The following is a 20775-nucleotide window of genomic DNA, read 5'->3' as shown; positions in this document are numbered from 1 at the left end:
CAATCATTATAGACTGAAAATGCCCCAAATATTGGTATGAGAAATGTTAATGACAAAACTTCCTGTCATGCTTTCAGTGCTTCGACAAATTTCACACTGTAAATGTAACGTTAAAGTTTCATATTCTTTGCTATATTTCTTTAACTTGTAGTCGATTTTGTAGATTTATCTACCTTGTAATCTCCAAATGAACTTTTTAATTATGAAAGGTATACATGGATGAAGAGCGCCATTCGTTGGGGTGTTATTGGACTGTTGGTTGCGGGCTTTTTCGTTGCAAGCTCGTATTTCCTTTATTGGGTACAACATCAACGCTTGCTTTCAAACCACTCTCTAGAAATGGAAGAAGACTTAATCGAACAAAGACAGATTCTGCTCACTGAAATAGATGAATTAGCCAGTGACTTACGATTTATGCTTTCGGTCCCACCTATTCAAGGGATCATTAGGGCGACTGATAACGGTGGTGTTGACCCTTTTGACCAGAGCCCGCTTGAAACTTGGAAATCGCGCTTAGGTGAAATATTTAAAAGTTATGTTTCGGCACATGAGAGTGCCTATCAGATTCGTTACATTGGCATAGAAAATAACGGTAAAGAGCTTGTCCGAGTTGATAAGTCTGAATCAGGCATTATGAAAGTCGCTGAGACTGGATTACAGTCCAAAGGCTCTCGGGATTATTACAAAGAAATCACATCGCCCACTTTTAGCGGACTATATATCTCGGACATTACTCTCAATAGGGAGCAAGGTGTGATCCAGATCCCTCACACCCCGACCATCAGGTTTGCGATACAAGTCTACTCAGACAGCGGTCAATTGTTCGGTTTTATTATGGTTAATGTTGCAGTAGAGAAAATGTTTCAACGTCTCCTAAATGCAACGGATCCCGATACTCTTCTATACATAACAAATGACACTGGTGCATTTGTTATGCACCCTGACAAGCAAAATGCCTTTGCCTTCGAATTTGGGGAGGGGGGGAGTGTTTGGGACGCTTCGATCCATCAGCGCAATGATAAAGTAACGACCGCAACCCTGTATCAAACTGATGGCAACCTAGAGGGACTTTATGCATCCGAAGTCATCCCTTTAGTTGAAGGCAAAAACAGCATTACCATTCGCTTACTAAAGCCCCTTTCGTCCATAAATAACGAAGCATTATTCAATACTCTCTACTCATTTATAATGTTCTTAGTGGGCATGGGGGTCTTTTCTGTTTTCTTTGTGATTTATCGTGCCAGTGTAAGAAGTCAGAATGAATTAGCGTTAGAAAAGGCTCAAATCAATGCCATTGTTGAAGGCAGTCAAGACGCGATTATTGGTGTGTCAATGGAAGGCCGAATTACGGATTGGAACCCCAGTGCAACAAAGATGTTTGGCTTTACAAAAGAAGAAGTATTAGGAGAGTACACCCACAATGTATTCCTAACCGAATCCACTAAGGAGGAGGAAGACAAGATAAGACAGGACTTATTGCTAGGCAAGCAAGTGAAGTTATTTGAGACACAGCGCCAAACGAAATCAGGACAAGTGCTTTTGGTATCCATCTCAGCGTCACCGATTAGAGATGAGCATGAAAATGTCGTCGGCGTCTCCAAAATCGTTCGTGATATCTCTGAACAGAAACAACTAGAGCATCAATTGGAAGAGTTCAATCATATGCTGGAGCAGCAGATACAGGAACGTACTGAGGAGCTGAAACGTACTTATTCAATGCAGTCGGCTATTTTAGATAATGCTGCCCACGCTGTGATCGCTACTGACCTTGAAGGGGTCATCACACTTTTTAACCCGGCAGCAGAAAGCATGTTGGAATACAAGCAAGATGAGCTAGTCGGAAAACTAACGCCAAAAGTATTTCATTTAGAGTCTGAGGTTGTAGGTCGAGCAAAACTGTTTTCGGAGGAGCTTGAAGAGTCAATTGATCCTGGATTTCAGGTCTTTGTTGCAAAAACCCTTAAGGGTTTGAAAAATGAACATGAATGGACCTATGTCTCAAAGAGTGGCAAGTTTATTTCTGTCTACCTTTCCGTCACAGGCATTTACGACGATAAAGAAAATCTCATCGGCTTTTTAGGGATGGCAACGGATATTTCCGAGCTAGTATCGAATCGGAATCGATTGGAGGCATTAAAGGAGCAGCTCTCCATCGCATCAGATATTGCAGATATTGGTATTTGGAGTTGGGATCCAGGATCTGGTGCAATTACATGGAATGAGAAAATGTTCGAGGTATATGATATGTCACCTGATGATTCAATTGATGCGCAAGCGTGGATTGATATGGTGGCGGAAGAAGACCGAGAAAGGGCTAATAAGCATTTCGAACGCTTTGCAGAAGGAAAAGGAGGCTCGGATATAAGTTTTGATGTGATTGCCGCCTCGGGTAAGCGTAAAACCATACAAGCATCGGCGACCATCGAACATAATCCATTGAATAATGCCATAAAGCTTGTGGGCATTAACAAAGACATCAGTGAACAAGTTCGTTATGAGCAAGCCTTAAAAGATGCCAAGGACGCATCTGATCAAGCGAACAAAACAAAGTCCGAATTTGTGGCGAATATGAGTCATGAAATTCGCACGCCGATGAATGCAATTATTGGGTTACTTGAGTTACTTGGAAAGACTAGCTTAGATGAAAAACAGCTCGATTACGTGGCAAAGTCTGATGGGGCTGCTCGCTCGTTGCTTAATATATTGAATGATATTTTGGACTTTTCCAAAGTCGAAGCAGGGAAGCTTGAGATCGACCCCCATCCATTTAGCCTTCATGATTTAGCTGAGAATGTAGCGACGGTGTTGAATGCAAACCTAGGTGATAAACCAATAGAGTTGATTATTGATGTTGACCCTAAGTTGCCATCTTTTATTACTCTAGACTCTTTCCGATTACAGCAAATCATTATCAATCTTGCTGGCAATGCAATTAAGTTTACTCATCAGGGTATGGTGCAAATTAAATTTTCTGCTCGGACGGACAGTGCATTACAGATAGATATCATTGATACCGGTATAGGTATTCCTAAAAATAAACAAGAAAAAATACTCGAAGCTTTTGGTCAGGCAGAAGCTTCGACTGTGAGAGAGTTTGGTGGCACAGGCCTTGGGTTGATCATTACGCAAAAGCTAATTGATCTCATGGGAGGACAGTTTTCATTTGTAAGTGAAGAGGGAGCCGGCTCAACTTTTTCTGCGGTGATTCCTTACAAATCAAGTTTTGACGAAAATGTGTTTACGCCAGAAAGCCAGCAACTCAATGTACTGATTGTTGATGATTTACCAGAGGCGTTAGAAGCGTGTCGGCATATTGTTGAAGGCTTAACTTGGCATGCCGAAACTGCCTCAAATGGTGAAGACGCGATAAACCTTATTAGACATCATGCTGAGCAAGGACATCATTTTGATCTAATCCTTATGGATTGGAGCATGCCCAAAATGAGTGGATGGGAAACCATCGTCAAGATTCGACAGCTGGGATCGGAGTTTTTCTCGGGTAAAATGTTTGTGGTCACAGCTTATGGTAAAGATGCAGAAGTTCAGGGTCATTATGATGGTGAAAAAATTGTAGATGACATCATACAGAAACCGCTCTCAGCCTCTGTACTGGTAGACCGTATCGCTGAGCATAGTCTTTTAAGAGTCAAGGGTAGCATTAACTTTTCGTCGAATATGACTCGATTGCATGGTTACAGACTGTTACTAGTAGAAGACAATAGCATCAATCAACTTGTTGCTCGTGAGATCCTTGAGGCTGAAGGTGCCATGGTAGATGTAGTGGCAAACGGGCGAGAAGCTATCACTGCGGTAGAGCAGTCAGAAGTTCCTTATGCGCTGGTGTTAATGGATATCCAGATGCCAATCATGGATGGTTATGAAGCGACTCGTCAGCTTAGGAAACGGTATGACGCTGACACTTTACCGATTGTTGCTATGACAGCAAATGCCATGGCATCAGACCGACGAGAGGCGCTGGATGTGGGGATGAATGATCACGTTAGTAAGCCATTCAATAGTGCTGATTTGGTGCGGACTATTCTTAAGTATATCTACGGGCAATTTGAGGCACCACAGCTCAATAGCGATTGTGTTGAATCCAACGAACATCATTCTTATCCCGTGGATATGTCGGATGGAGATGAGTTTTTTGTACCACAATTGGCTTTAGCGAGATTAGGTGGCAATCAGACTATTTTTCAGGCTGCTCTTGAGGCGTATCTTGGCGACTCTGTTGAACTGATGGGTGGCTTTGTCTCTGAGCTAGATGAGACAAACATAAAGAGTATGGCGATATTAGCTCATACCTTTAAAGGCGCGAGTGCCACGGTCGGTGCAGATAAATTAGCGAGTGTTTTGAAAGAGTTAGAACTTCAGCTCAAGAATGGCGAGATTGAAAACTATTATACCTTAGTAAAAAAAATGCAGAGCTACTACGAGCATTCCATTGTTGCGATTGAGCTATACCTAAAAGAAAAAAATGTATCGACAGTTGCTGAGGGTAGCAAAAACCGTAATGCGTTAACTGACGAAGCGTTAGCAGAGTTAAAAGAGTTGTTGGAGCACTCAAATATGAAAGCTCTCAAGTTATATGATGAACTGGTTCAGCTGAATGACCTTAAGTCGGACCAAAATTTAGAAGGCATGAAACCTCTTATTGATAAGTTATCATTTCAAGAGGCGCTTCAATGGTTAGACAAGTATATGGCTTCTCGTAGAGAAGCGTAGCGAGTTAGTCGTTCATTAGATCGTCAAGAGTGATGCCTGTTTTCGACATGGCTTCCAGAACAGCTTGTGCTTTGCTCTCACGCTCGTCCATTTTATCGATGATTTGTTGTGTTAAATCGAGTAGAGCGTTCTTCTCAAGTGGTGTCAGAAGAGTGCACTGTTTTTGCGTGTCGGCTTGATTTAGCTTTAACGTGTTCAGACGGTCCAAAATAGTGAGCAAGGCATTTTCAATTGGTAGTTTCTTACCCTCAATGTCGTAGCCTGAACTACGGTGTTTTTTTAATGCCTTATTTAACTTTTCAATAACTTGCCGTAAGTCGTGGCGGCGTGCAAAGTTTTCTACACATCGACTAGAAACAGGAAGAATGGTAAGGCAGTAAGATAAATTCTTGATTTGGTTTGGCAGCTCGTTCATCGGAAACTTAAGTTGAGTGGCTGTATTGAATGAATTCTTATTCTAGCGCTATTTGTGTGGGCTTTCTGCTTTTTTTCAAGGTGATATTGTAAGTGTTACGCGCAAGTCTCGTAACAAATTCAGAAATACTCAAATCAATGTTGGTAGATATAAATTATATTTCCATATAAAAAACCTATCGAAGGTATTTAATATGAATATTTCAACTATTCAATAGCTCCCATTATTCTATGGATATGTCAAAACATAGTTCTTTGTAAGGAACATGTTGTACCCAAGTAGCAGTGATTTGAAATTCATCTATGTTTACAGGTGAAGTGTTTCAAAAGCGAAGCCTCAAAAAAGTAGGAGACTAGTTGTGAGCCAGAATAACAATTCAACAGAAAACAAATGTCCAGTTATGCACGGAAGTCATACCGAATCAGGTGATTCCGTTATGGCCTGGTGGCCAAAGTCACTTAATTTAGACATCTTGCATCAGCACGATGTGAAAACAGACCCATTTGGTCGTGAATTTAATTACGCCGAAGAATTTAAAAAGCTTGATCTAGAAGCGGTAAAGCAGGATTTAAAAAACCTTATGACTGATAGTCAGTCGTGGTGGCCTGCTGACTGGGGACACTACGGCGGTTTAATGATCCGAATGGCGTGGCACTCAGCAGGTAGTTACCGTGAAGCCGATGGTCGCGGCGGTTCTAATACAGGTAATCAGCGTTTTGCTCCATTGAACAGTTGGCCTGACAACGCAAACCTTGATAAAGCTCGTCGTTTGCTGTGGCCGATAAAGCGTAAATATGGCAACAAGTTGTCTTGGGCGGATTTGATGATTCTTGCTGGTAACATGGCATATGAATCAATGGGTCTTAAGACATTTGGCTTCGCTGGTGGACGTGAAGACATTTGGCATCCTGAAAAAGATGTTTACTGGGGATCGGAAAAAGAATGGTTAGCGACGTCTGACAATGAAAACAGTCGTTATTCTGGTGAGCGTGATCTTGAAAACCCGCTGGCAGCCGTGATGATGGGTTTAATTTATGTTAACCCAGAAGGTGTTGATGGTAATCCCGACCCACTAAAAACGGCTCAAGATCTTCGAGTAACCTTTTCTCGCATGGCAATGAACGATGAAGAGACTGTTGCACTAACCGCAGGTGGCCATACAGTGGGCAAAACTCATGGTAATGGCGATGCATCGAAACTTGGGGCTGAACCTGAAGCTGCAGAGATTGAAGAGCAGGGCTTAGGGTGGAACAACAAAACTTCTCGAGGTATTGGTCGAGATACGGTAACTAGCGGTATTGAAGGTGCTTGGACGACTAACCCGACACAATGGGACAACGGTTACTTCGAAATGCTGTTGAATCACGAGTGGGAACTGAAGAAAAGCCCAGCAGGTGCTTGGCAATGGGAGCCAATCGACATCAAAGAAGAAGATAAGCCTGTTGATGTCGAAGACTCAAGTATCCGTTGTATGCCGATCATGACCGATGCAGATATGGCAATGAAAATGGACCCTGAGTACCGTAAAATCTCGGAGCGTTTCTATAAAGATCCAGCCTACTTCTCTGACGTGTTTGCAAGAGCCTGGTTCAAACTAACACACCGTGATATGGGGCCAAAAAGTCGTTACTTGGGCGCGGATGTGCCGCAGGAAGATTTGATTTGGCAGGACCCTGTTCCGAGTGTGGATTATGATCTAAGTGAAGCTGAGATTAATCAAATTAAATCTAAGATTCTAGCGTCTGGACTAACAACTGCGGAGCTTGTTGCAACAGCTTGGGACAGTGCTCGTACCTTCCGTGGTTCAGATTACCGAGGTGGTGCTAACGGAGCGCGTATTCGTTTAGCACCACAAAAAGATTGGCAAGGCAATGAACCTGAGCGTCTAACTAAAGTGCTTAGTGTTTTAGAGTCAATTCAGGCTCAGTTAGACAAACCAGTAAGTTTGGCAGACTTAATTGTATTGGCTGGCAGCGCGGCAGTTGAAAAAGCAGCGCAAGACGCAGGTGTAAACGTTACTGTGCCTTTTGCACCAGGTCGTGGTGACGCAACGGATGAGCAAACAGATGTGGATTCTTTTGCGGTACTTGAGCCAGTACATGATGGCTTTAGAAACTGGCAAAAAGGCCATTACAAAGTTCAGCCTGAAGAAATGTTGTTGGATCGAGCTCAGTTGATGGGACTTACAGCACCAGAAATGACGGTGTTGGTAGCAGGTATGCGAGTGCTTGGGGCCAACTACGGTGGCAGTAAAGCGGGCGTATTTACAGATCGAGAGGGCCTACTAACCAACGACTTCTTTGTTAACCTAACTGACATGGGCAATACTTGGAAGCCTACTGGCCGTAATAGCTATGATATTTGTGACCGCATTACAGGTGACGTGAAGTGGACGGCATCTCGAGTCGATTTGGTATTCGGTTCAAACTCTGTCTTGAGATCGTACGCTGAGTTTTACGCGCAAGATGACAACCAAGAGAAGTTTGTAAAAGACTTCATAAATGCTTGGGTTAAAGTGATGAATGCAGATCGCTTTGATCTAGCGTAAAAGCTAGAGAGTTAAGTTTTACACCTTAATACAACAGCCCCTAGTGAATCGACTTCACTAGGGGCTGTTTTGATTTCAAAGTGAGTTTATTAAAGGCTGCGCTTGAAGTGATTGACGGCGTTGACGACCTCTTGGGCGCCTACTTGAATATCATTGATCACAACTCCGGCATCACTGGATAGTTTGTGGGCTTCTTCCACTTTTACTAAGCTGCCTTTTATTAAGCTCACCGCTTGCTCAGTAAGCTTTTTGTTTTCAGTCACGACCTCGATGATCTGCTCTGTTGCAGCGCTGGTCCGAGATGCCAGCTGCCTTACTTCATCGGCAACCACAGCAAATCCACGACCTTGTTCCCCTGCACGAGCAGCCTCAATCGCAGCATTTAAGGCCAGTAAGTTGGTTTGGTCTGCAATGCCTCGAATACTTTCAACAAGTTCTGATACTTTTAGCGATTGAGAGTCGAGTTCGGTAATACCATCACTTGCATTTCCCATACGTGAAGAGAGCTCTTGCATGGTTTTGATGGTGTCGTTAATAACCTGAATGCCCTTAGCTGCATGCTCATCAGTTCTTTGAGAAACGTTATAGGCTACTTCGGATGCTTCAGATATAGCGTTTTCTCGATTGACTTGATCCGTTACCACAGAGGCGAATTTGGCTACTTTATATAAGTCACCATGCTCATCGTGAATTGGATTATAAGTCGCCTCTAACCAAACCTCATTACCATGACTGTCAATGCGCTTAAAGCGTCCAGAGAAGAATTTCCCAGTTGCGAGTTTTTGCCAAAATTTCTGGTAGTCATCTGACTCGACTTCAGCGGGGTCACAGAAGATCCTGTGATGTTTCCCTAAAATCTGACTTTTCTGATAGCCCATGCCTTTTAAAAAATTGTCATTTGCTTCAAGAATAATACCATCAAGGCTGAATTCGATGACCGCTTGAGATCTATCTAGAGCCATTAACATGTCCTGTTGCTGCCTAGATTGTGAGATAGTGCGAGTGAGCTCAGCGCAGTAGGCATTTAGGTTACGTCCACCAATACCTGGTACTGGCTGCATGATGACTCGGTACCAACGTTCATCGCCGTTCTTTGATGTAAATTGCATTGCACCGTGCCAATGCTTCCCATCTTTCATTGCATCAAACATATTTTTTGTGTGAGCGCTACTTTTTGCTTTGTCTGAAATGTGGTCGTTTAACTGGCTTAATTCATTTAGGCTATAACCACAAGACTCTAAAAACGCAGGGTTCGCATCGACAAATACACCTTGTCGATCCACTGAAAAGTACAACATTTCCTCAACCAAATCCTTTTGGATGCTGTGAAAAATCGCTAATTCTTTCTCCATCTCTGCAATCTTTGATTGCAACTTCTTGTTCTGGAATAACATTTATCGATCCTCATATCGATTGAGGGGAACAGGTGTCGTGGCGGACAACCATAAAATTGGTGCATTGCTTTTACAATTGAAGAAAACTATTTGTAACACTATTGTTTATTTAAGTAATACTTTTTGTTACTGACAAGTATTTTAAATACATAAAGTTACACTTTGCTTGATATTAATGTGGATTTTCAAGTCAGTTTAAAGCACACCAGCCTTCACGCGTTCCACCGTGATAGCTTCTGGCATGGCCTGAAGCGATGAGCGCTTCTGATAGGGAGGCCCCGTCCACATATACATCCGCAAGTAGACGAAAGTACTTGCCCCTCTGAATATTTCGCAGCTCGATGGTGCTGCCGCTTTGCAAAAATGCCTTGGTGTAATCTCGAGCCGCTTTCGCTTGTTCCTTTTCGCTTAAGCACTTTCCACGGATCTCAGCGGCATCGACACCATTGACACGAACGGGAATATTTTTTCCGACAATGTCTGGCCAACCAGCGATATCCACGCGAAACGTATCAGCATCGTATACCGAGTTGATGTTATCTACGGTCGCATTGATCTGTGCAAAAACGGGTGTAGTGGCAAGAAGAGCAAGACTGAAAGAAAGATAGCGAAACATAAAAGCCTCAAATGACAAACTTACTCACGGCCTTGTGATGATTCGTTCCATCTATAAGTAAAAATAATAATGCTCTACAACGTCTGTGGAAGCAATAAATCATTAGGTGACTTAATTTACTAATTTGGCCTTGAGTGGCTTTCATTCATTCCACATTGGGCATGTGTTAGAGTACGCGCCGCTATAGGTGACAGGAGCTTAGTTGTAGAGACTAAGCCCCTGAATTAAAAGGGAAGCTGATGCAAATTCAGCACTGCCCCCGCAACGGTAATTAAAGCAATGCTTGTTCATTAGGCCACTGTGTTTACATGGGAAGGCGATCAAGCTGGATAGTCCACTTTATAAGTCCGGAGACCTGCCTATGGTGAGGCGCCAATGTAGTTGGCGAATGATGAACGATCGTGCGGGCGTGCTCGATCTCTACATAGAAGACATTATGAACACAACTATTTCCTTACCGAAGACCTTCATTGCGTTGGGACTTCTTGCGCATCAATCCAGCTCTATCGCTCAAAGTGACAGCTCAACCGAACTAAATACGTTAAGTCAGCTGGTTGTGACGGCAACGACAACTGAGCAGACTACGGCTAAATCACTGACGTCTGTTACCGTTATTGATAAAAAGACATTACAGGCTCAGCAGCCCCAAGAATTATCCGAGGTGTTGGCTGGCCAACCAGGTATCGATATTGTTAGCAATGGTGGCTATGGTAAAAGTACGAGTGTACTAACACGTGGTGCTAACAGCACCGGCACGAAACTGCTTATCGATGGTGTGCCTATCCAATCCCATTCCCTCGGAACCCCTTCTTGGCAATACATTCCCATTAGTCAGGTTGAGCGTGTAGAAATTGTCCGGGGTCCAAAATCTTCATTATATGGATCAAGTGCTTCAGGTGGTGTGATTCAAGTTTTTTTACCTGAAGGCAATGCAGAAACGGCGGCAGATGTTTCGGTTGGCGCAGGCTCGTTTGGTACTAGACAAGTTGACACTTCGGTATCCGGTCAGGAGGGGAGTGCAAGCTATGTTATCTCTGCGGGGACTTTTCGAACTGACGGTACGCCTGTGAAGTCAGAAAACAAAAGTATGCCTTACACGAATGACCACTTTATGGCGCGTTTTGGCTACGAGTTTGATAACGATGCATATATTAAAATGCTCGTCATGCGGGCAGCAGGTGAGTCTGATTATGAGTCCTATGGTAATTTACGCTCCAACGACTATATGAACCAAGTTATGGCGCTGACAGCTGGCATTGATGTAAGCGAGTCTTGGCAATCGGAACTTCAGCTACGGGAAGCTCGTGATGAATACGACGTACTAGACAGTGACGGTAATGCAACGGGCACGTTTTATAACAGTCGGTCTCAGGCACTACGCTGGAGTAATACAGTTTGGCTTGATAATCATGAGTTTGTTGTAGGGGCCGAGCGTATTGAAGATGACTTTGAAGGGTCTTATTCTAAAGACCGACAGAGCAATAGCATTTTTGCTCAAAGCCTATCGCAATTTGGTCAAGCGAGTGTACAGCTAAATGTTAGGGCCGATCATTACAGCGAGTATGACACGCAGACGACGGGTGGTGTTGCCTTAGGCTATCAATTGGAGGATCACTATACGCTTCGTTTGAGTGGGCGTTCTTCATTCACAGCTCCGACTTTTAATTCAATGAATGCGGAAAATTGGGGGTATACCCTAACCAATGAGATCCGCCCAGAAACGTCCCAGACAATAGAAGCGGGTATCCGTGCGGACTTTGCGAACATGTATTGGGATGCAGCAATTTATCAAGCCGATTATCAGGATTTGATTTCATGGACCTATCCAACGGTTGGCAACATTGATGCAGCCCGAGCACAAGGACTTGAGCTTTCATCAGGAGTAACAGTCGAGCAATGGTCACTTGCTGCCTCTGCGACTTTTATGGAAACAGAAAATCGCAGTTCGGGCAGTGAGTATGGTAAACAGCTTGCAAGACGAGCAAAGCAGAGCGCGCGCATTGAGTTGGATCGTCACTTTGAAAAAGGTTTGCTCGGGGCGACGTTGGTTGGTTACGGTCAACGCTATGATGATGCCGCTAATAGTACCGTCTTGCCAGGCTTTGGCCTGTTGCACTTGCGTGCCCAATACGATCTAGCCGAGCATTGGAAAGCGAGTGTTCAAGTGAAAAATGCTTTGGATAAAAGTTATCAAACCGCTGACGGATACCGTAATCCCGGACGAGGTATTTTCCTTTCAGTTCAGTATTCCGCATTTTAAGGAAAGGATGTAATTCATGTTTAAAGCGACCTCCGCGTTTATTTTTACTGTTTTGTTTTTCTATGTCAGCTCCGTTTGGGGGAGTTGTGTAATAGATGATAGAGAGCGTGAGGTTTGCTCGAATGCCCCTGTGACGCGTATTGCAGCGTTGTCACCGGGGGCAACGGAATTGGCATTTGCTGCGGGTGCTGGTAGCAAGGTAGTCACAGTGGTGTCGTTCAGTGATTATCCTCCAGCGGCACAAGAAATAGAGTCAGTGGGCAGTCCCAGTCGCTTGGATCTTGAACGCTTACTGGCCCTGAAACCTGATCTGATCCTAGCATGGGGAACCGGTAACCCCAGCGAGCAAATTTCGACATTATTGCGGTTGGGAATGAGAGTGTTCTACGTTGAACCCCATTCATTTTCGAGCATTGCACAAGACATTAGAGACATTGCGCAATTAGCGGGTACAGAAGCCTCTGGTGATGTGGCGGCGAGCGCTTTTCTAAAGGGAATTTCTGACCTTAAAACACAGTATTCTCAAAAACCAAAAATCCGTACATTCTACCAAGTTTGGGATGAACCTCTGATGACCATGAATGGTCAGCATTATATTAATCAGGTTGTTGAATTATGTGGTGGCATTAATGTGTTTTCTAAATCGCCGCGCTTGATCCCGCGTTTAAATAAAGAAGCAGTGCTAATCGAAAACCCTGAGGTTATCGTAGCAGGAGGCATGGGTGAACGAAACGCTCATTGGCTTGAAGGGTGGCGTGCTTTTCCAGAATTAATGGCAACCAAACAAGATAATCTCTTTTTTGTCCCCCCATCATTACTCCAGCGTCCTACACCCCGACTATTAGAGGGTGCAAAGATATTATGTGAAAAGCTCGATTTGGCTAGATCGCGACGAGGTTAATTTGAACATCAAACTGTCTCATAACTCCATATTGCTCCTGATGCTTTTGCTTGCCATTGTGGTCGTAGTGTTTTCTCTCTCTCAAGGAAGTGTTGCCTTAACTGTTTCCGAGGTGGCGTTAGCATTGCAATCAGAAGGCACTTACCTAGCGCAAACGCTGATTTGGGAGCTTCGAGTGCCAAGAGTTATGGCAGCGTTTGCTACAGGTGCTTTGTTGTCCCTCGCGGGAGCATTAATGCAAATTTTATTACGTAATCCATTAGCTGACCCCTATGTTCTTGGTATCTCCGGTGGGGCGTCTGTTATGGTGCTCGGTGCGATACTGCTGGGGTTAAGTGGCGTACTCTTGTCCGGAGCCGCTTTTATCGGAGCGGTCATTTCGACGTTATTGGTATTCGGCTTGTCTCAACGAACAGGGCAAACGACGCCTATCAGACTGCTTTTAACCGGTGTTGTTATTGCCGCTGGCTGGGGTGCGTGCATTACATTGATGTTGGCAGTAGCGCCGCCGCAAAAAATACCGGGTATGTTGTTTTGGCTAATGGGGGATTTGTCCTATGCTCATACACCGTGGCTGGCTTGGGTCACGTTATTAGCCGCAATGGGCGTAATAATGCCGTTTGCTAAATCTCTGAATGTTCTATCCCGTGGGCCATTGCAAGCTGCAGCCTTAGGTGTGAATGTTACTTTGGTCGAACGTTTAGTATTTGTGTTGGCAAGCTTGATGACCGCCGTTGCTGTTACGACAGCGGGCAGTGTCGGTTTTGTGGGTCTGGTTGTGCCGCATATGATGCGCTTGATACTAGGAAATGATCAGCGTGTGATTTTACCTGCGGCGGCGCTGGCAGGGGGCTGTTTAGTAACATTTGCTGATACCATAGCGCGTACAGTAATTGCTCCTGAACAATTACCAGTGGGGGTTATGACGGCTTTACTCGGTGTACCAACATTCCTCTTTTTATTGCGTAAAGGTCGTATGTAATGATGTTGTCTGCTGAGTTATTGGCACTTGATTTACCTAATCGAAACCAGCCTCCATTGTCTTTTGTTATGAATCCAGGCGAGATTTGGGGGATATTGGGGCCAAACGGGGTAGGGAAGACCACACTACTGCACACCCTTGCAAACCTGCGTAATAAACGTTCGGGCGAGATACTGCTTAATGGCCAAAATCTGCTTGATTGTCAGCGTTTGTTCATCGCTCAAAATATGGGGGTGTTGTTTCAAGAACATCAAGATGGATTTCCGGCAACGGTACTTGAAACGGTTCTGCTCGGTAGGTTTCCCCATAATACCTCGAGCTGGCATAAGGACTCTGAAGAAGACATTGCTCTTGCAACTCTTGCCTTAAAGCAATTAGAGCTGGAAGCACTTGCTTCTCGACCGTTAAGCCAATTATCAGGTGGGGAGCGCCAGCGTACTGCAATTGCTGCCTTGTTGTTTCAAGCTCCAAAGGTATGGCTCGTAGATGAGCCAAGTAACCACTTGGACCTCCACCATCAAGTCGCGGTGATGAAGATGCTATCCCAGCAAGCGTTGCAGAATAAATTGGTGGTGATGACTCTTCATGATGTGAATTTAGCGACCAAATGGTGCTCACATGTGATGTTGCTTTACCCTGATCGTCCCGCTTTAATGGGCAAGACTGAACAGTTGCTGACGGTTGAAAACTTAGAACCTCTGTATCAACAACGATTAGCGCAAGGAAAGATCAATGACCAGCTGGTTTTTTTACCATCCGTATAATGCTTGGGAGAACCAATGATGTGGCCAAAATGGCTTAAAAAAACGTTCCTTAGAACTCGTCAATCTCCCATTAATGTCATCATCGTCGGCATAGATACTCCTAGTTATCAGTTAGCTCAGAAATTATTAGAGACCCAAAAGGTGACTATCATTGCATTTATTGACGATGAACCTTGGACCAATCGAACAGAACTACTTGGTGCCACAGTGCGTTATCCTAGCGATATGGCAGCGCTTATCATACGTCATGAGGTGAAGCTAATCATCGATTTTGAAGGTGTTGAAATGGTGCCTGATTCGATTCGAGAAGAGTTAAGCGGCTTAGGGGTAAAGCAAGAAGTTATGGCATACGGAGCACTTGTTGAGGACTGGGTCTATCAAGTCCTCACCTCTTTAGAAAAGTCCTAGAGCTTGATAACGCTGCTGCGCTTGGTCTACTGCGATCGACAGCTCCTCAATTGGGGTGGGAGCAGAGAAGTAAAAGCCTTGCATAAGGTGGCATTTCTTTACGATAAGATATTTGGCTTGTTCGATGTTCTCAACTCCTTCACAACAAATGTTAAGTCCCAGCTGGTCTGAGAGTTCTAGTATTGAATTGAGAACAGCTTTTTCTCGGTAATCATTGATGAAATTGTCTATGAAGGCTCTGTCGACTTTGATCGTATCAATGTCTATCCGGCTAAGATAACTTAAAGATGAGAAACCAGTACCGAAGTCATCTAGGGCGACAGAACCGCCTGCTTCTTGCACCATTGAAAATAGCCGGTTAGCTTGGTCGAAGTCATTAAGATAGCTTGATTCAGTGATTTCAAACTGCAAATGTTGTAGAGCATTAGGGTGAACGGAGATTAATTGCCTGATGTAATCCTCTAACCAGCCACTGATCAAATCATAAGAAGAAATATTGAATGAGATGACGATGTTTTTGTTGCTGTATTCAAGCAATCTTGGTAGGTCATCCAGAACTTGATCAATTACCCACTTCGTAATATCTGAAATTTTTCCTGATGTTTCTGCGATAGGAATAAATTCGCTAGGTGACAAACTGCCTAGGGTTTTACTTTCCCATCTAATTAATGCTTCAAGCCCTTCAACAATTCCTTGATTAGAAATCTTAGGTTGATAATAAAGCTGAAACTCATTGTCTCGAACGGCATCAATGATACCATTGACTATTAGAGTGTGGCGCTGACTTTCTATCAGCATTTGTGAATTGAAAAATGTTGCAGTACCTTTCTTGAAGTTTTTTGAATGGTACATAGCGATGTCTGCATAGCTGATTAAATCATTTACTTTATAGCCTGCGTCATGGGTATCAGAGACACCAATACTAATACCAGTCTGAATGCTCCATTTTTCAATCACTAGTGGTGTGTTGAAAGCTGTAGTGAGTTTTTCGGTAATGTTAAAAAGCACTTGTTTGCTCGGAGGATTTGGAATGATGATCAGAAACTCATCTCCAGCAAGACGAGCGAGTATCTGGTCTTTTTCTAATAATTTGGTAACGGTTCTACCAACTTCAACAAGCAGTTTATCTCCTACCTCATGCCCCATACGGTCATTGATGCTTTTGAAATAATCGATATCGAAGTACAGCAATGCGACAAGTTGATCTAATGCGCTATGCTTCTGTAATAATTCATGAAGCAATGTCATTACGTGTCTTCTATTAGGCAAACCAGTCAATTGGTCGTAATTGGCTAGCCTATACATCGCTTCTTTTTGCTCAGTTAGTTGATTGTTTTTTTCTTGGTTTTCTTTAATCTCATGATTGATGACTTCGAGTAACGTGTTGATCGAACTCGCCAGTGTGCTCACTTCATCGGACCCTTTAACAGTGAAACGTTTGCTATAGTTTTTAGAGCGGCTTATGTGTCTGGTAAAAACAGTGAGCTTGAGTAGCGGAAAAAGTTGCTGTCTGATAGTAAAGAGTGTGGCGCTTATTGCCACAGCTAAGATAATAAAAATTAAGGGGAGTGTTAATTTTAACAGCTCTTTTTGGCTTTTTTCGATAGGATTTGAGTATTCATGAGTAACAAGTAAATAGCCTTGAAGAAACTTATTTTCACCAATCTCTTGTAATGCGTAAAAGCTATTTTCTAGGACAGAAACGCCTAAAGGCAAATTTTTCGGTGCCTTTGAAGGTATAGTTATTAGTTCTTTTTCAAATTTGTTAATGAGACTTGGTTTCAAGTAGATTTCTATTTGATTCCAGTTTTGATCGTATAAAATAGCATACTCAATATGCTCATATCGTTCGAAGCGCAGCAGAGCGCTCCTTAATAAAAAAGAGTCATTGTTATCAGACATTATTAACAGGATATCATCAGCAGTATTCTCTGTTAGCGCAACTAAACTTTCTTTTACAGAATTTGCATAGAGAGTCTGATGCTCATTCAATGACACTGAAAGCACACTTAAAGCAGAGCTGATAACTGAAACGATACCAATTGTTAATAATTTGAAGCGTATACTTAACTTCAAAGAAAGATCCTTGTTAGCTAGTAATTCTAGCGTTGAAATAAAACAACTACATTACTAGGTAATTCAACATTCGCAGGTACGTAAGCGACAACATTTACTTCACTAGATATGTAATCTACAACTTCATTAACAGTTTTTAATTCCTTCGGTCTAGAACTTCTTCCTGTAAAGAACAGTTGAGCCCAATAGGATTGAATTCGGTTTTCGGTCAGGCCTATTATGCTGACATTGAAATTCTTGCGAATAGAGCTATCTACAGGGAGAGAAATCGCATTTAGTTTTCTACTCAATGTACCTCCCATATAAATTTGCCGTACTTCGTTGCTACTCAACTCTGAAATATCAGAATTTTGGTTGGTGATAATGTATAGAGAAGCTTCAGCATAGCTATGAGGAATAGTGGTAATCAGCATGAAAACTGCTAGGGCAATAATTCTTAGTTGTCGATGTGAGAGGATAAATACGTTCATCAGAATACCCACTCCATTGCTACTTGATAAAGTTGTGACTCTCGATCAAATCCATCTTTAATGGACTCAAACATCGCTGTTTCACCATCATTTCCATGTAAGAACGTAATGTCAGCTTTTAGAGCTAGCCTTGGTTTCACATCCCATCTAGCGCCTATAGTCCATGAATTTAAACTGTCACTACTTCTTGAGTTCTCAATAGTGCTCAAGCCATATGCGGCTTGCGATAACCCTGGGTAAAGTGGGCTTGAGGTAGGGAGATTAGTTAAAGTATCACTGACCTCTGATGGAAAATCACTATAGCGAAGTTTGCTTTTTGCATAAGTCACGTGAACGGTTACAGGATCAAATACATAACCCCCAGTGAGATAATAGGTATCAATCTCGGGTAAAAATGTTTTTTGATTTGGTTTGATTTTCACCCATTCTGCAGCAGTGAAATAATTTAAGTTGTCATACCGAACGCCGAATTGCATGACATCGATTTGGCTTTGAGATGAGAGAGCATCAACTGTTTTATTGAACATAGAATAGTTCTTTAAAGCAGCGGCTAACGATTCTAGTTGAGGCAGAGAGACGTCAACGTCCCCTTGGTGGATCGAAGCTCTAAACGTTAAGTTTTCTCGTTTGACCTCAGTGATAAAACCACCTAATACTTCTACATCGTATTGGGTACGAGTATTATTAAGATCAATATCCCCTGAATGTTGTCCTAAATAAGCTTCAAAAGATACATCATAATGTTCACCGAAATGGCCGTAAGTTGCATTTACACCTTCAAATGTTGGAAATAGAAATGCATTGTACATTTGCGGAGGAGGGCTAATCCAATGATATGCATAGCCAACATCTAATACATCACTGTGCATAAAAAATGGTGTTCTTAACTTGCCTACTTTAAAAGATAGATTATCTTCAGGCTGTAAAGTCGCGTAGAACCATTCTAGACCGGAGTCTTTATCACTATCGGCACGCAGTATTCCTTGCGCAGTGAGAGAAATATGTTCATTTGCTTGAGCGTTTACTTGTAACCCCAAAAGGGAGTTTGGTGAGAATTGAATATCGTCTTTATATCCTCGAAATTCAGCATCATCTGTATTTAAGTAACCAGCTACGATACGAGTAAAGCCAGAGACTTGAACCCTATCATCAGCCAAGGCTATTTTCGAATACATCATTCCTGTACTTAACGCAATAATCGACCCATAGATCGAACAAAGCCGATGCTTCATTGGATATCCTTAATAACGATAGAAATATTATAAAAGCTTTTGCTTATGTTATATCTAAAGGTAGGCCGGATATGTAATTTTTGCTGTACCTTTTTGTTAAAAATTTTAGGAGAGTGTTTACAAATATGAAGAGGCTGAAAGGCAAGTTTAGATGTGTTGTGAAGTTAAGTAAGCCATGCAAAAAAGGGGGCATTGTTGCCCCCTTAAAGATGGTAATCAATACCCGAATAGCCTAGGTAAGAAGGTTACCGTACTTGGTACAAACGTTATCAAGAGTAGTACTGCTAGCTCGACTAAGAACATCGGCATGATTTGTCTCGAAATCGCAGCGATACCAACGTTGGCAATGGAGTTGGAGACGAATAAACAGATACCCATTGGTGGTGTCACCAGACCGATCATCAAGTTAAAGATGACGACGATACCAAAGTGAACTGGATCGATGCCTAATGTCATCGCGATTGGGTGAAGAATTGGTAGAAGGATTAGCATTGCAGCGATACCTTCTAGGAACAAACCAATCACCAATAGAATCACGTTCACTAGGATCAAGAACATCCAAGGGCTGGATACGGAGTCAAGCACCAACTCAGACACTGTTTGAGGCACTCGAGAGAATGTTAGTAGCCAGTTTGCTGCAGCGATGACTGCCATGATGATAAGAACAACGGAAGAGTCACGCATCGCACGGATGAAGATCGCTGGTAGGTCGACAATTTTCAAAGTACGAAGAATGAACATACCCGCGATCAATGCATAGGCCGCGGCAAAAGCTGCTGCTTCAGTCGGCGTCACGATACCCGTTAAGATCGACCCAACAATGAAGATCGGCATAAACAGCGGAATCCATGCTTGAACGAATGCCTTCATACGCTCTTTCATGGTCTGCTTCGGTTTTAGTTCTGCGTAGTGGCCCGCAAAGAAATAAACGTAAATGGACAAACCACAGGCTAGGAATAAACCAGGCGCAACACCAGCTAAGAACAGTGCAGGTACCGATACGCCAGTAGTGATCAAAGCATAAATGATCACAGGAATGCTGGGTGGGATCATCGGGCCAATCACCGATGAGGCAGCCGTCAGTGCGGCAGCAAAAGAACGTGGGTAGCCTTCTTTTTCCATGGTCGGGATGAATACTCGACCAAGTGCGGAAGTGTCTGCCACCGCTGAGCCTGATAACCCTGCAAAGATGACCGATGCCCAAATGTTCACTTGCGCAAGACCTGCTCGCATGTGCCCGACCAGTGCGTTAGCAAAATTAATAATGCGGCTGGTAATACCACTCTCGTTCATGAGCTCACCCGCTAGAACGAATAATGGAATGGCCAAGATAGAGAACGAATCTAACCCCGCAAATACACGTTGTGCCACAAGGCTCATATTGAACGGAAGCGTTGAAACGTGGCCAACCACAGCCAATAGAATAGCAAATGCAATAGGGCTACCTATTGCCAGTAGAATCAATAAAACACCAAAGCCCAACATAATTACTTACCTTCCTCTTGGTGTTTGTTAGTGAAGAACTCGACAATGCGAAGTAGTGCGGCAATAGCCAGTAAGACACCACCAACAACCATTGCAGCTTGGAAGTAATACATTTGGATGCCCATGGCCGGCGCATTGATAGCACCGCGCTTCATCATGAAAATGTAACCAGAGTAAGTCAGTACGCCACCAGAAACGAGCGCCACCACATCTGAAATAAGTTGTAGGAAGCGTTTTGCAGCAGGCTTTACCGCGTCTTCAAGAAAAGAAAAACGGATATGAATGCCATGCAGATAACAAAGTACCGTACCAAACATGGTGCCATAGATCATGGCGTATCGGGCCACTTCCTCGCTCCATTGAATGGGGGCGTTTAGTAAGTAGCGACTTAGGCTGCTGACAAGTACCACGGCGAAAATAACAAACAGTGATGTACCTGTTAAAAAAGCCAGCATGCGTTTGTAGTGGAGTATCATGGGCGATTCCGGGAATAACA

14 protein-coding genes, 2 pseudogenes and 1 riboswitch are annotated in these 20775 nt (G+C 43.2%); of the genes and pseudogenes, 7 read left to right on the top strand and 9 right to left on the bottom strand.

From position 1 onward, the window contains the following. The first annotated feature begins 219 nt into the window (after positions 1 to 219). Entirely contained in the window at positions 220 to 4728 is a 4509-nt protein-coding gene (locus tag C8D85_RS04100; RefSeq protein ID WP_133560075.1) for a PAS domain S-box protein, read from the top strand. A gap of 4 nt (positions 4729 to 4732) precedes the next feature. Here the strand turns inward: C8D85_RS04100 and C8D85_RS04095 are convergent, their stop codons facing one another. Next, positions 4733 to 5143: a hypothetical protein gene (locus tag C8D85_RS04095; RefSeq protein ID WP_133560074.1), complete on the bottom strand. Its 411-nt coding sequence runs from the start codon at positions 5141 to 5143 to the stop codon at positions 4733 to 4735. Positions 5144 to 5501: 358 nt separating this feature from the next. Here C8D85_RS04095 and katG point away from each other — a divergent pair, with 358 nt between their 5' ends. After that, positions 5502 to 7691 carry a catalase/peroxidase HPI gene (gene katG, locus C8D85_RS04090; protein ID WP_133560073.1) on the top strand — a complete coding sequence of 730 codons (2190 nt, stop codon included), beginning with the start codon at positions 5502 to 5504 and terminating at the stop codon, positions 7689 to 7691. Positions 7692 to 7780: 89 nt separating this feature from the next. Here the strand turns inward: katG and C8D85_RS18275 are convergent. From C8D85_RS18275 to C8D85_RS04080, 3 genes and pseudogenes are all read right to left on the bottom strand, one after another. Next, positions 7781 to 8212 (bottom strand): annotated as a pseudogene (locus C8D85_RS18275) (methyl-accepting chemotaxis protein); the annotation flags it as partial. Positions 8213 to 8314: 102 nt separating this feature from the next. Continuing rightward, positions 8315 to 8989, bottom strand: a pseudogene (locus C8D85_RS18270) (PAS domain-containing protein); the annotation flags it as partial. 286 nt (positions 8990 to 9275) lie between these two features. Then, positions 9276 to 9701, bottom strand: coding sequence for a thermonuclease family protein (locus tag C8D85_RS04080; RefSeq protein ID WP_133560071.1), 426 nt, complete (start codon positions 9699 to 9701; stop codon positions 9276 to 9278). Between the two features lie 168 nt (positions 9702 to 9869). Next, positions 9870 to 10078, top strand: a riboswitch (cobalamin riboswitch). Positions 10079 to 10089: 11 nt separating this feature from the next. Here C8D85_RS04080 and C8D85_RS04075 point away from each other — a divergent pair. The 5 genes from C8D85_RS04075 to C8D85_RS04055 are packed head-to-tail and all read left to right on the top strand — an operon-like array spanning position 10090 to position 15016. After that, a complete protein-coding gene (locus tag C8D85_RS04075; RefSeq protein ID WP_133560070.1) occupies positions 10090 to 11961 on the top strand; it encodes a TonB-dependent receptor domain-containing protein in 1872 nt (623 codons plus the stop codon). 16 nt (positions 11962 to 11977) lie between these two features. Further along, complete coding sequence (locus tag C8D85_RS04070) at positions 11978 to 12862, top strand: cobalamin-binding protein (protein ID WP_133560069.1); 885 nt, start codon at positions 11978 to 11980, stop codon at positions 12860 to 12862. 40 nt (positions 12863 to 12902) lie between these two features. Further along, the gene (locus C8D85_RS04065; protein WP_133560795.1) at positions 12903 to 13844 is read left to right on the top strand and encodes a FecCD family ABC transporter permease; all 942 of its coding nucleotides are present in this window, start codon (positions 12903 to 12905) and stop codon (positions 13842 to 13844) included. Beyond that, positions 13844 to 14608 carry an ABC transporter ATP-binding protein gene (locus C8D85_RS04060; protein WP_211342119.1) on the top strand — a complete coding sequence of 255 codons (765 nt, stop codon included), beginning with the start codon at positions 13844 to 13846 and terminating at the stop codon, positions 14606 to 14608. Before C8D85_RS04065 ends, C8D85_RS04060 begins: the two co-directional genes overlap by 1 nt. 15 nt (positions 14609 to 14623) lie before the next feature. Beyond that, positions 14624 to 15016 (top strand): nucleoside-diphosphate sugar epimerase/dehydratase, encoded by a 393-nt coding sequence (locus C8D85_RS04055; RefSeq protein ID WP_133560068.1) that lies wholly within the window; start codon positions 14624 to 14626, stop codon positions 15014 to 15016. Here C8D85_RS04055 and C8D85_RS04050 read toward each other — a convergent pair. The 5 genes from C8D85_RS04050 to C8D85_RS04030 all read right to left on the bottom strand — a co-directional run bounded on the left by C8D85_RS04050 (position 15002) and on the right by C8D85_RS04030 (position 20755). Beyond that, positions 15002 to 17092, bottom strand: coding sequence for an EAL domain-containing protein (locus tag C8D85_RS04050; protein WP_133560067.1), 2091 nt, complete (start codon positions 17090 to 17092; stop codon positions 15002 to 15004). The two genes, C8D85_RS04055 and C8D85_RS04050, sit on opposite strands and share 15 nt — an antisense overlap. Positions 17093 to 17118: 26 nt before the next feature. Next, a complete protein-coding gene (locus tag C8D85_RS04045) occupies positions 17119 to 17562 on the bottom strand; it encodes a hypothetical protein (RefSeq protein WP_133560066.1) in 444 nt (147 codons plus the stop codon). Continuing rightward, positions 17562 to 18794, bottom strand: a complete 1233-nt coding sequence (locus tag C8D85_RS04040; RefSeq protein WP_133560065.1) for a porin — start codon at positions 18792 to 18794, stop codon at positions 17562 to 17564. The genes C8D85_RS04045 and C8D85_RS04040 overlap by 1 nt, the downstream gene beginning before the upstream one ends. A gap of 216 nt (positions 18795 to 19010) precedes the next feature. Beyond that, a complete protein-coding gene (locus C8D85_RS04035; protein ID WP_133560064.1) occupies positions 19011 to 20279 on the bottom strand; it encodes a TRAP transporter large permease in 1269 nt (422 codons plus the stop codon). A 2-nt stretch (positions 20280 to 20281) separates the two neighbouring features. Further along, entirely contained in the window at positions 20282 to 20755 is a 474-nt protein-coding gene (locus tag C8D85_RS04030) for a TRAP transporter small permease (RefSeq protein WP_133560063.1), read from the bottom strand. Between the last annotated feature and the right edge of the window lie 20 nt (positions 20756 to 20775).

This window comes from Marinomonas communis (assembly GCF_004363305.1).
In the GTDB taxonomy this organism is placed as follows: Bacteria; Pseudomonadota; Gammaproteobacteria; order Pseudomonadales; family Marinomonadaceae; genus Marinomonas; species Marinomonas communis.
This window is presented reverse-complemented; position numbering and strand designations above follow the sequence as displayed.